Raw genomic sequence first — 11,924 nt, forward strand, 5'->3', positions numbered from 1 at the left:
TGGTGCGTCCGAGTGGACTCGAACCACCGACCCCCACCATGTCAAGGTGGTGCTCTAACCAACTGAGCTACGGACGCATCTTTTCCTGTCTGTCATGGCTGACAGCGGGGACGAATATTAACGAGCTACCCGCGTGCTGGCAAGGGGAAAAACGCAATTTTATTCGGTATTTCACGCGATTGCTGAGGTTGTGCGCAGACAGGCGTTTTTTTCCGCAACCCGCTGCCCGGCCGGGGAGAAAACCGGCCGGGAACGGACTCAGCGGGTAGAACGCTGCAGGATGACGGTGGTCGGCTGTTTCTGCAGCCAGCGCATGCGCAGCGCCATCATGATGGCGGCGAAGGTCAGGCCGATGATAAAGCCGATCCAGAAACCGCTCGGCCCCATCGCCGGCACCACCGCATCGGTCAGCGCCAGCAGATAGCCGCTCGGCAGGCCCAACACCCAGTAAGCGATGAAGGTGATGAAGAAGATCGCGCGAGTATCTTTATAACCGCGCAGCACGCCGCTGCCGATCACCTGGATTGAATCCGAGATTTGATACAGCGCCGCCAGCAGCATCAGCTGCGAGGCCATCGCCACCACCGCCGGGCTGTCGTTGTACAGCAGGGCGATCGGTTCGCGGAAGGTGGCGGTAAACAGCGCAGTGCAGACGGCCATGGTGATGCCGACGCCGATGGCGGAGTATGCGGCGACGCGCGCGCCTTCTACCGACCCTTCTCCCAGACGATAACCGACGCGAATGGTGGCGCCGACGCCCAGCGACAGCGGCAACACGAACATCAGCGCGCTGAAGTTAAGCGCGATCTGGTGGCCGGCGACCGCGACGATCCCGAGCGGCGACACCAGCAACGCCACCACGGCGAACAGGGTGACTTCGAAGAACAGCGCCAGCGCCACCGGCATACCGATGCCGATCAGGCGCTTCAGCGCCGCCCAGTCCGGGCCGCCGAGATCGCCTGTCTGGCGCTTGATGTCGCGCTGCGACGGCGCGCGCTTCACGTACCAGCGCATCATCAGGAACATGATCCAGTAGACGCTGCCGGTGGCGACGCCGCAGCCCACGCCGCCCAGTTCCGGCATGCCGAACTTGCCGTAGATAAAGATGTAGTTGATCGGGATATTCACCAGCAGGCCGAGGAAGCCGATCACCATGCCGGGCTTGGTTTTGGACAGCCCTTCGCACTGGTTGCGCATCACCTGGAAGAACAGATAGCCCGGCGCGCCCCACATGATGGCGTGCAGATAACCGACGGCTTTATCCGCCAGCTGCGGATCGATGTTGTGCATCATGTCGATGACGAATTTGCAGTTATACAGCACGACGATCAACAGTACGGAAACGCCGGAGGCCAGCCAGAAGCCCTGACGCACCTGATGGGCGATGCGATCGCGACGGCCGGCGCCGTTTAACTGGGCGATCACTGGGGTCAGCGCCAGCAGCAGGCCGTGACCGAACAGGATGGCCGGCAGCCAGATAGAGGTGCCGACCGCAACCGCCGCCATATCGGTGGCGCTGTAAGCGCCGGCCATGATGGTATCCACCACGCCCATGGCGGTTTGCGAGATTTGCGCGATGATCACCGGGATAGCGAGAGCCAATAAACTACGCGCTTCAATTAAGTACTTCTGCACGCATACACCTTTCTATTTTATATATGTGGGAGGGAGGGCTGCCGCGAGAGGACAACAATTAAAATAGCGGAATTTTGTCAAAAATATTGTACCTGCTCGGCGTCGTTAAGCAAACGCCGCAGATAAATAGTTATTAAATGCGCAGGGACGCGTTTTTTGCCGTCGCGGATTTGGTTTTCAGCGCCAACTGGGGCAAACTGCCGGAAGCGTTTTAATCTATTGAGTAAGAAGAGGCACATATGTTCACCGGTATCGTACAAGGCACCGCGCCGCTGGTCGCCATTGATGAGAAACCCAATTTCCGCACCCATGTGATCGAGATGCCTGCAGAACTGCTGCCGGGGCTGGAGCTGGGCGCGTCGGTGGCCCATAACGGCTGCTGCCTGACCGTCACCGCGGTGGAAGGCAACCGCGTCAGCTTCGATTTGATCAAGGAAACGTTGCGCCTGACCAACCTCGGTGATCTGGCGTTGGGCGACATCGTCAATATCGAGCGCGCGGCGAAATTCAATGATGAAATTGGCGGTCATTTGATGTCCGGCCATATTATCTGCACGGCGGAAGTGGCCAAAATTTATACCTCGGAAAATAACCGTCAGGTATGGCTGCGCATGCCGAATGCGGAATTGATGAAATATGTGCTGCACAAAGGTTTCATCGGCATCGACGGCATTAGCCTGACCATCGGCGAAGTGGTGAATAACCGTTTCTGCGTGCATCTGATCCCGGAAACCCTGGAGCGCACTACGCTGGGTAAAAAACGCCTGGGCGATAAGGTGAACATCGAGATCGATCCGCAGACGCAGGCGGTAGTGGACACCGTCGAACGCGTGCTGGCCAATCGGGAAGCGACGCTGGCGGCGGCGGTGGCGCCGGCGCACAAAGACTGACAGCGATTCGGGCGTTGCCGCCGGAGTCGAATCATAAGCAGAGAGGAGAAACGCGTGAAGTTTTATGGGAAAACGTTGTTGTTAACCGCGTTGCTGGCGCTGAGCGCCTGCAGCAGTTCACCTGAGCAGGGCGGCGGCGCGCAAGTGGCCGATGCGGACGATACCTGCGGCGCTTCGCAGTATCAAAACTACGTCGGCAAGCCGATGACGTCGCTGGAAGGCGTGCGGATCGAATCCAAGGTGCGCGCCATTCCGTACAACTCTGCCGTCACCATGGATTTCAACCTGCGCCGTCTGAACTTCCTCGGCGATAGCAACGATAAAATCATCCGCGTTTACTGCGGCTAAGCCGCCTGGTTCGAAAGAGCAAAAAAAGCCCCGGCGATGAGGTTGCCGGGGCTTTTTTTATTAGGGGAGCGTTCAGCGTGCGACGCGGATGCCGCCTTCAACGCCTTTCGGGCTGAACACCACCTGCCACAGCTGCAGATCGCGCGCCCGAAACGCGCCGGCGCAGGCGTTCAGGTAATAGCTGAACATCCGCTCGAAGCGCTCGGAATAACGTGGAGCAAGCTGCGGCCACGCCTGCTTGAAGCGCTCGAACCAGGCCATCAGCGTGCGATCGTAGTCGGCGCCGATGTTGTGCCAGTCTTCCATCACGAAATGGCCTTCGCTGGCCTCGGCGATATGCCTCACCGAGGGCAGGCAGCCGTTCGGGAAGATATATTTGTTGATCCACGGATCGACGTTCATGTCGGTCTTGTTGGAACCGATGGTGTGCAGCAGGAACAGGCCGTGCGGCGCCAGATTGCGCTCTACCACGTTGAAATAGGTGCGATAGTTTTTTGGCCCGACGTGCTCGAACATGCCGACCGAGACGATGCGATCGAACTGCTGATGCAGATCGCGGTAATCCTGCAGCAGGATCTGCACGTCCAGCCCGGCGCAGCGTGCCTGAGCCAGCTTCTGCTGCTCGGCGGAAATGGTCACGCCGACCACCGACACGCCGTAATTTTTCGCCGCATAGGCGGAGAGGCCGCCCCAGCCGCAGCCGATGTCCAGCAAGCGCATGCCCGGCTGCAGCTGCAGTTTTTCGCAGATCATCCGCAGTTTCGCTTCTTGCGCTTCCTCCAGCGTGGCGGCGTCTTTCCAGTAGCCGCAGGAGTACTGCATGTAAGGATCGAGCATCAGCGTAAACAGATCGTTGCCAAGATCGTAATGCTCTTTGCCGACGATCCAGGCGCGCTTTTTCGATTGCAGATTGGTCAGGCGCGCCGCGGCGATACGCAGGGTATCTTTCAGGTGGTGGGGGAGCTTCTTCTCCAGCCCGGCGCTGACCACGCGCTGGAAGAATATATCCAGCCGTTCGCACTCCCACCAACCATCCATATAGCTCTCGCCGAGACCCAGGGAGCCTTGCTGCAAAACGCGTTTAAAGAATTCGGGGTTTTTAACCTGAATATCGAAAGGGCGCGATCCGTTAATTTCGATACCGGCCAGACCGAGCATTTCGTGCGCGATACGGTACCACTGGTTATCCTGGATGCTCAGATCTTCTATACACGATGAACTCATAGCTTCTCCATCACCTTCTTCTGACTGATGACCCGTTAGGAAACAGCTTAGACAATTTCTGCGGGTGCATACGTATACCGACGGGAAATAAGCCCGCGGCGTCTGATATCCGACTATGAACAGAGGAAATTTAAAGAAGCGACCCGACGCAAACGGCGCAGGATAAACGCCTCTTCAAAAAAAGAGTGTGACGCAAGACGCGTACACAACAGCTAATTGAGATATAGAGATTATAAGGTGTTACTTTACAAGGTTGTTTTTGAGTATAGGCGCGCCGAGGCATTGACTCAACTGTAAATCGCACTCGGCACGCATATTCTTTAAGTGATTATTTAGCTTGGCAATTATGACGCTGAGTTAGCATGTTCGCGCGGCGTTTCTTGCGGCGCCTTGGCCGCTTTTCCCCGCTGCAGGAAATACCCCAGCGCGGCCAGTATCACCGTGGACACCATCACCGTCACCGTCGCCAACAGCGGCTGCGCAATAAACGTCGATACCAGCATGCTCGCCACGAAACACAGCCCCAGCTGCAGCGTATTTTGCAGCGCGGCGGCTTTGCCGCTGCTGTCCGGGAACGGCATCAGCGCGTTGGCCACCATGATCGGATAGCCGGCGCCGTTGACCAGCGCCATCACGCAGAACGGGATCAGGAGCGTGGTGAGCGTCGGATTGGTCAGGGTTGCCACCAGATACAGGGCCACCATGCTGACAGCATAAGCTACCAGCAGCCACGGCAGCAGGGTTTTGCCATTGATGCGCTTGAGCGCGGCGCGGCACCCGTAACCGCCCAGCAGGAAGGCCAGCGTCTGCGGCACATAGCTCAGGCCGATGTCGCTCGGGCCGTAGCCCATATCACCGAGGATAAACGGCGAGCCGGTCAGCCAGGCGAAGAAACCGGCCGAACAGGCGGCGTACATGGCGACATTGCCGCTGAATACCGGGGATTTCAATAATTGCCAAAAACTGACGCTGCTTTTTGGCGCGTCGACGGCGGGTTTTGGCCTGGCGTTCTCTTTGAGCAGCAGCGTCGGCAACAGCAACAAGGCGGTGATGGCCAGCAGCACGGCGAAGATCGCGCGCCAGCTGGCGTGGTTCAGCAGCCAGGCGCCCAGCAGCGGCGCCAGCGCCGGCGATAGCGCCACCAGCGGCATGATGGTGGCGAATACGCGGTTGGCCTGGCCTTCACGATAGCGGTCGACCACCAGCGCTTGCCAGATGGCGGCGGCGGAACAGACACCTACGGCCTGAATAAAGCGCAGTATCCAGAGCTGCGCGGCATTTTCCACCCACAGCATGCCCAGGCAGCCGAGCGCGAACAGCGTCAGGCCAATCAACAATACCGGTTTGCGTCCCAGACGGTCGGAGAGCGGCCCCCACAGCAGCTGCGCGAAGGCGAAGCCGGCCAAAAAGATGCTCAGGCTGGCGCTGACCGCGCCGGCGGAAATTTGCAGTTCCTCCCGCATGGCGCCGAAGGCGGGCAGGTACATATCGGTCGCCAGATAACCCAGCATGCTCAGGCCGGCGAGGTAGAACATAAAACCAAAGGAATTTCGCATGGTATTTCTCGTTAATATTTTAGTGTCGCAGGTTTTTAGCGCCGGCCAGTGTATCCGGCTGGATCTCTGCTTGTGAAACGGTAATATTTGCAAAGTGCTGTTAAAAAAATTGAAGGCAAAGCGATGTGGTCTGAATATTCTCTCGAGGTCGTTGATGCGGTGGCGCGCACCGGCAGTTTCAGCGCGGCGGCGCAGGAGCTGCACCGGGTGCCGTCGGCGGTAAGTTATACCGTGCGGCAGCTGGAGCAATGGCTGGCGGTGCCGCTGTTTGAGCGGCGTCACCGAGATGTGGAACTGACGCCGGCCGGCGCGCTGTTTATCAAGGATGCGCGAGCTGTTATCAAAAAAATGCTCGACACCCGCCGCCACTGTCAACAGGTGGCCAACGGTTGGCGCGGTCAGCTGAATATCGCGGTAGACATCATCGTCAAACCGCAGCGCAGCCGCCAGCTGGTGCTGGATTTCTACCGCCATTTCCCCGACGTCGAGTTGATGCTGCAACCCGAGGTGTTTAACGGCGTGTGGGATGCGTTGGTGGACGGCAGGGCGGACATGGCGATTGGCGCCACCCGCGCGGTGCCGGTCGGCGGCGGCTTCGCTTTCCGCGACATGGGGGATATGAACTGGCTGTGCGTAGTCAGCCCACAGCACCCGTTGGCGCAGCTGGCAGGGCCGTTGAATGACGATCGGTTGAGGCCGTACCCTGCGCTTTGTCTGGAAGACACCTCGCGCAATCTGCCCAAGCGCGTCACCTGGACGCTGGATAACCAGCGGCGGCTGGTGGTGCCGGACTGGACCTCGGCGCTCGACTGTTTGTGCGCCGGATTGTGCGTCGGCATGATGCCGGCGCATCTGGCGCTGCCGCGGGTGCAGCGCGGTGAGCTGAAGGCGTTGCAGTTGCAGCAGCCGTTTCCCGCCAGCCCCTGCTGCCTGACCTGGCAACAGGATAAACCGTCACCGGCGATGAGCTGGCTGCTGGCGTATTTGGGCGATGGCGAGACGCTGAATCAGGAGTGGCTGAGTGAGGCGGCACCGGAAGCCGCGCCGGCTTCCGGTAGGGAGGACGATCAGCGGCGGTAGTCGATGAACGGACCGTCGGCGACCGAACGGCGTTCGACCAGCTTCGGATGCACTTCGATCACCTGCGATTCTTCGCGCTTGCTGATGATGCGATCCAGCAGCATGGTGAAGGCCATTTCGCCCAGACGCTCTTTCGGCTGATGAATGGTGGTCAGCGCCGGGGTGAAGTAGCGGGCGTTGCGCACGTTGTCGTAGCCGATCACGGAAATATCCTGCGGCACCCGCAGCCCCAGTTCGTCGGCGGCGCAGATGGCGCCCATCGCCATGATGTCGCCGCCGCAGAATACTGCGGTCGGTCGCTGTTTTTGCGACAGAATTTGATGCATCGCCTTGTAACCGGACTCCGGCTCGAAGTCACCTTGGACTATCCACTCTTCGCGAATATCGATATGCGCTTCCTGCAGCGCCTTCATGAAGCCCTGATGCCGACCGCCGCCGGTGTTGCGCGACAGTTGGCCCGGGATAGCGCCGATATCGCGGTGGCCGCGTTCGATCAGATAACGCCCGGCCAGATAGCCGCCCTCGAACGCGTTATCGATGATGGTGTCGGTGAAGTCGCCGCGCGCGGCGCCCCAGTCCATTACCACCATCGGGATGTTGCGGTAGTCTTCCAGCATGCCCAGCAGCTGATCCGGGTATTCGGAACACATGACCAGCAGGCCGTCGACGCGCTTTTGCGCCAGCATCGCCAGGTAGGCGCGCTGTTTGTCCAGATTGTTGTGCGAGTTGCACAGGATCAGGGTATAGCCTTTGCTGTAGCAGCTGTTTTCCACCGCCTCGATCACTTCGGCAAAGTAGGGCGCTTCGCTCGAGGTGGCCAGCAGACCGATAGACTTGGTGTGATTGACTTTCAGGCTGCGCGCCACGGCGCTCGGCGAGTAGTGCAGCTCTTTGATGGCGGCCCACACGGCCGCTTTGGTCTCTTCGGCGACGAAACGAGTCTTATTGATGACGTGCGAAACGGTGGTGGTGGAAACGCCCGCGCGTTTGGCCACATCTTTAATCGTTGCCATGTAAGGAATGACTCCTGAACTCACATGTTTACAGCATGTAAGTGTGATGTTAATCGTTTGCCTGCGTAGATCCTTCTCCAGAGAAGCGAAAACTGAGTTTTTAGTGTTGAAGTCGTCAGCGCTTAATCAGGAGGGGCATGAATGCCGGTACGCAGTTGTGAACTGCGAATTTTGTCGCATATTGAACAAAAGTGGAAGAGGTAATCGAGATTATAAACCGGGAAATGATAACAAGATTTTATCGGCGAACTGTGGGAAAATGATTTGACGTACTAATTGTGCGCCTTTTATCCTTAGGAAAGCCCATTTTAAAGGAGTTGTCATGGATACCGATCTGAAGATGTCGCTGTTCACCACCGTTTGCGCATTGGCGATGATCATCGCTTTCAGCTTTGTCGCCGCGTTGAACTGATTTCCCGCCAGTTTTAAAAAAGGCGCAGCCAAGCTGCGCCTCATCACTTAGGCAAGGCCTGCGCTTACGCCAGGTTTTCCGCCGCGAAGGTCCAGTTGACCAACGCCCAGAAGTTTTCCAGGTATTTTGGACGCGCATTGCGGTAATCGATGTAATACGCGTGTTCCCACACGTCAACGGTCAGCAGCGGTTTGTCTTCGCCGGTCAGCGGGGTTGCCGCGTTGGAAGTGTTGACGATCGCCAGCGCGCCGTCCGGTTTTTTCACCAGCCAGGTCCAGCCGGCACCGAAGTTTTTCACGGCGGCATCGGTGAACTGCTCTTTGAACGCAGCGAAAGAGCCGAAGGATTTGACGATCGCCGCCGCCAGTTCGCCCTGCGGTTCACCGCCGCCCTGTGGCGACAGGCAGTGCCAGTAGAAGGTGTGGTTCCACACCTGCGCGGCATTGTTGAACACGCCGCCGTTAGAGGTATTGATGATCTCTTCGAGCGATTTGCCTTCGAACTCGCTGCCTTTCACCAGGTTGTTCAGGTTAACCACGTAGGTGTTGTGGTGTTTGCCGTAGTGGTATTCCAGGGTCTCGGCGGAGATGTGCGGCTCGAGCGCGTTTTTCTCATACGGTAATGCAGGTAATTCAAACGACATTGCTTCCTCCTTTACAGCGCCATTCAGCTTCTCGCCGGGGCGAACGCCGGATGGGCCGTTTTTTATTGTGGTCATTCAATCTTAACAATTTTCATCATAAAAAACAGGAGGAAAAGCGAGAAATGCGCGTGGGGGAGTGCGATGGGCGATAGCTTGAGCAGGCGGTTGCGGCCGAGGCCGCAACCGCGCAGAGCAGGGAATTAACGGATGGTTTTCGGCGTCACTACGCGGCGAGCGCCGATGTAGTGGTTCTGCCAATAGTCGTTATCAAGCTGGCTGATGCGGATCTCTTCGCCGGTGCGCGGCGACTGGATGAATTTGCCGTTGCCGAGGTAGACGCCGACATGATCCGCCACGCCGCGGTTGTTAATGCGGAAGAACACCAGATCGCCGCTTTCCAGTTCGCTTTTCTTGATCGGCGCCGCGTCGCGCAGGTGATACATTTCGTTGGCGGTGCGCGGCATCTTGATTTTCACCACGTCTTTATAGGCGTAATAGATGAGGCCGCTGCAGTCAAAGCCGGTGCGCGGCGAGCTGCCGCCCCAGCGGTAAGGCTTGCCCATCTGATCCATCAGCTTGGCCATCGCGGTCTGCTTGGCGTGCTGGTAACGCTTTTTGTGCGCTGGGCTGAGTTTCAATGGTTTTTCATCACGCGCCAGCTTGGCGGTGGCCATACCGGCTTCGCGGTGGCGGCCATAGCCTTTTTTGTAGCCCTTTTTCGGCGGGGTGACTTTAATTTTGGCGGTTTTCTGCGCTTTGACCTTGGGTTTGGCGCTGACGATCTTTTTCGCGCTTTTCTCGCTTTTGACCTTGGCGGTCTTGGTTTTTTTCTCGGGGGCCGTCACTTTGGCTTTTTTGGCGGCTTTATCCGCTTTCTTTTTTCTGCGGTCATCGGGCCGCGCTTCATTGGCATGGCTTTTACGCTGCTCGGCGGCAACACGCGCCTGTGGCGCAGCGTGCGCCAAATTGAAGAAGAGCTGCGTAAACAGCAGCGCAAAGAGCGTAAGAATTAAACGCATGTCGACGTCACCAACCTTGGCCCCGAAACGGATATCGAAAGAGTTACAGTATTCCCGAATTTCGCCATATAAAACAGCGAAGAACTCATAAATAATAATCCATATTGTGAGAAAACGTTAATGACATTTTTTTTGGTTTAAAATCAGCCTGTTGGTGTATAAAAAAGCGCCAGGCGGCGGTAGCGGATATAATTAAGCCGCGCCGTCATCGCGGCGCAATATATTAGTGAAATGGTCGGATTAAAAATGTTATTCTCAACGTATGTTTTGACCGGAATGACGTGGCCGGTGAAACGCGATCGGCGGCGGGCGAATATCCTTGCAAAAGATGGCGTTTTCTTGCGACTGTTCCAGCCGCTACAATAGCCCGCGTGATGCATGTTGTAGCCATGAAATGTGGCTTGAGGAAGCAATAAATGACGACGACACTTGAAAAAATTCAGCACCAGATCGCTGAAAACCCGATTCTGCTGTACATGAAGGGTTCGCCAAAGCTGCCGAGCTGCGGCTTCTCTGCGCAGGCTGTGCAAGCGCTGTCCGCCTGCGGCGAGCGTTTCGCCTATGTGGATATTCTGCAAAACCCGGACATCCGCGCCGAGTTGCCAAAATACGCCAACTGGCCGACTTTCCCGCAGCTGTGGGTAGACGGTGAGCTGGTCGGCGGTTGCGATATCATCATCGAAATGTATCAGCGCGGCGAATTGCAGCAGCTGATCAAAGAAACGGCAGAAAAGTATAAAGCGCAGGAAGACCAGCAGTCTTAATCGACAGACTTGCGGTTATCGCGTAACGGGCGGCGCCAGTGCAAACTGGGCCGCCTTTTTTATTGGGCCTATTCGGCGAGATCGCCGGCGGGCAGCGGCCAGCCGCCGAGACGCTTCCAGCGGTTAACCAGCTCACAAAACAGCAGGGCGGTTTGTTCGGTGTCGTACAGCGCGGAGTGCGCCTGGCTGCTGTCGAACGGCATGCCGGCGGCGATGCAGGCTTTGGCCAGCACCGTTTGCCCCAGCACCAGGCCGCTCAGCGCAGCGGTGTCGAAGGTGGCGAACGGATGGAACGGATTACGCTTCAAGCCGGCGCGTTCGGCCGCGGCCATCAGGAAGCTGTGATCGAAGTTGGCGTTGTGCGCGACGATAATGGCCCGGTTGCAACCGCGATCCTTGAGCCCTTTGCGCACCGCTTTGAAAATGGCGTGCAGCGCGTCGTATTCGCTGACCGCACCGCGCAGCGGGTTGTGCGGATCGATGCCGTTAAACGCCAGCGCTTCCGGTTGCAGGTTGGCGCCCTCGAAAGGCTCCACGTGGAAGTGCAGGGTTTCGTCGCGCTGCAGCCAGCCGTCTTCATCCATTTTCAGCGTCACGGCGGCGATTTCCAGCAGCGCATCGGTATTGGCGTTGAAGCCGGCGGTTTCAACATCTATTACTACGGGATAAAACCCACGAAAACGACCACTCAGGGCGTTAAGATCACTTTTTTCGGCCATCAGTTTCTTATCTTCATCGAATGCAGCGCGCATTATGGCAAATTTTGCGCCCGGTTGCAGGCGCTATCGCGCGGAGAATCAGCGGGGCGCAGGCGCGCCCCGAGAGAGGCTTAGTGGCCGAGGCCTTGGCCGGCGTGTTTGTTTTCGATCAGCTCGATTTTATAACCGTCCGGATCTTCGACGAACGCGATCACCGTGGTGCCGCCTTTCACTGGGCCGGCCTCACGGGTGACGTTGCCGCCGGCGCGGCGGATGTTGTCGCAGGTGGCGGCGACGTCGTCCACGCCCAGCGCCAGGTGGCCGAAGGCGGTGCCCATGTCGTAGCTGTCGGTGCCCCAGTTATAGGTCAGTTCGATAACCGCGCCTTCGCTCTCTTCCGTATAGCCGACAAAAGCCAGCGAGTATTTGTACTCCGGGTTTTCGCTGGTGCGCAGCAGGCGCATGCCTAATACCTTGGTGTAGAAGTCGATGGAGCGTTGCAGATCACCGACGCGGATCATGGTATGGAGTAAGCGCATAATTCCTCTGAATTGACTGTGCCGTGGCAGACGGCGGGTGGATTGAAGCACAAGCGAGTATAGCCTTGTCCCGCAAGGGAATTCAACGTGACGAGTTGGTGAC

The 11,924-nt window shown here is 57.9% G+C and carries 13 protein-coding genes and 1 tRNA gene; 5 read left to right on the top strand and 9 right to left on the bottom strand.

The window, feature by feature from the left end; translation table 11 throughout:
* Together HWW83_RS24455 and HWW83_RS24460 are read right to left on the bottom strand one after the other, a co-directional pair.
* Positions 1-77, bottom strand: a tRNA-Val gene (locus HWW83_RS24455).
* A gap of 181 nt (positions 78-258) precedes the next feature.
* Positions 259-1,635: an MATE family efflux transporter gene (locus HWW83_RS24460; protein WP_033642911.1), complete on the bottom strand. Its 1,377-nt coding sequence runs from the start codon at positions 1,633-1,635 to the stop codon at positions 259-261.
* A gap of 239 nt (positions 1,636-1,874) precedes the next feature.
* Here HWW83_RS24460 and HWW83_RS24465 point away from each other — a divergent pair, with 239 nt between their 5' ends.
* Together HWW83_RS24465 and HWW83_RS24470 are read left to right on the top strand one after the other, a co-directional pair.
* Positions 1,875-2,525 carry a riboflavin synthase gene (locus tag HWW83_RS24465; protein WP_033642912.1) on the top strand — a complete coding sequence of 217 codons (651 nt, stop codon included), beginning with the start codon at positions 1,875-1,877 and terminating at the stop codon, positions 2,523-2,525.
* A 54-nt stretch (positions 2,526-2,579) separates the two neighbouring features.
* On the top strand, positions 2,580-2,873 hold the full coding sequence (locus tag HWW83_RS24470; protein WP_033642913.1) for an I78 family peptidase inhibitor: 294 nt from the start codon (positions 2,580-2,582) through the stop codon (positions 2,871-2,873).
* A 72-nt stretch (positions 2,874-2,945) separates the two neighbouring features.
* On the opposite strand, the gene cfa is transcribed toward HWW83_RS24470, so the two are convergent.
* Positions 2,946-4,097 (bottom strand): cyclopropane fatty acyl phospholipid synthase, encoded by a 1,152-nt coding sequence (gene cfa / locus HWW83_RS24475; RefSeq protein WP_033642914.1) that lies wholly within the window; start codon positions 4,095-4,097, stop codon positions 2,946-2,948.
* Positions 4,098-4,441: 344 nt separating this feature from the next.
* Entirely contained in the window at positions 4,442-5,653 is a 1,212-nt protein-coding gene (gene punC, locus HWW83_RS24480; RefSeq protein ID WP_042784368.1) for a purine nucleoside transporter PunC, read from the bottom strand.
* A 123-nt stretch (positions 5,654-5,776) separates the two neighbouring features.
* Between punC and punR the strand changes: the two genes are divergently transcribed.
* Positions 5,777-6,733, top strand: a complete 957-nt coding sequence (gene punR, locus HWW83_RS24485) for a DNA-binding transcriptional activator PunR (protein WP_033642916.1) — start codon at positions 5,777-5,779, stop codon at positions 6,731-6,733.
* On the opposite strand, the gene purR is transcribed toward punR, so the two are convergent.
* Positions 6,721-7,746 carry an HTH-type transcriptional repressor PurR gene (gene purR / locus HWW83_RS24490; protein WP_004931336.1) on the bottom strand — a complete coding sequence of 342 codons (1,026 nt, stop codon included), beginning with the start codon at positions 7,744-7,746 and terminating at the stop codon, positions 6,721-6,723. The two genes, punR and purR, sit on opposite strands and share 13 nt — an antisense overlap.
* 322 nt (positions 7,747-8,068) lie before the next feature.
* Between purR and cydH the strand changes: the two genes are divergently transcribed.
* Complete coding sequence (gene cydH, locus HWW83_RS24495) at positions 8,069-8,158, top strand: cytochrome bd-I oxidase subunit CydH (protein ID WP_094143265.1); 90 nt, start codon at positions 8,069-8,071, stop codon at positions 8,156-8,158.
* Between the two features lie 64 nt (positions 8,159-8,222).
* Here cydH and sodB read toward each other — a convergent pair whose 3' ends face one another.
* Complete coding sequence (sodB, locus tag HWW83_RS24500) at positions 8,223-8,801, bottom strand: superoxide dismutase [Fe] (RefSeq protein ID WP_176589682.1); 579 nt, start codon at positions 8,799-8,801, stop codon at positions 8,223-8,225.
* 200 nt (positions 8,802-9,001) lie between these two features.
* Positions 9,002-9,820 (bottom strand): C40 family peptidase, encoded by an 819-nt coding sequence (locus HWW83_RS24505; RefSeq protein WP_046686964.1) that lies wholly within the window; start codon positions 9,818-9,820, stop codon positions 9,002-9,004.
* Positions 9,821-10,236: 416 nt separating this feature from the next.
* On the opposite strand from HWW83_RS24505, the gene HWW83_RS24510 reads away from it, so the two are divergent.
* Positions 10,237-10,584, top strand: coding sequence for a Grx4 family monothiol glutaredoxin (locus tag HWW83_RS24510; RefSeq protein WP_004931329.1), 348 nt, complete (start codon positions 10,237-10,239; stop codon positions 10,582-10,584).
* A 68-nt stretch (positions 10,585-10,652) separates the two neighbouring features.
* Here HWW83_RS24510 and rnt read toward each other — a convergent pair whose 3' ends face one another.
* Positions 10,653-11,336 (bottom strand): ribonuclease T, encoded by a 684-nt coding sequence (gene rnt / locus HWW83_RS24515; RefSeq protein ID WP_016927925.1) that lies wholly within the window; start codon positions 11,334-11,336, stop codon positions 10,653-10,655.
* A 77-nt stretch (positions 11,337-11,413) separates the two neighbouring features.
* Positions 11,414-11,821: a lactoylglutathione lyase gene (gene gloA / locus HWW83_RS24520; protein ID WP_033652600.1), complete on the bottom strand. Its 408-nt coding sequence runs from the start codon at positions 11,819-11,821 to the stop codon at positions 11,414-11,416.
* Positions 11,822-11,924: the final 103 nt, after the last annotated feature.

The organism is Serratia ureilytica, assembly GCF_013375155.1.
GTDB lineage: Bacteria > Pseudomonadota > Gammaproteobacteria > Enterobacterales > Enterobacteriaceae > Serratia > Serratia ureilytica.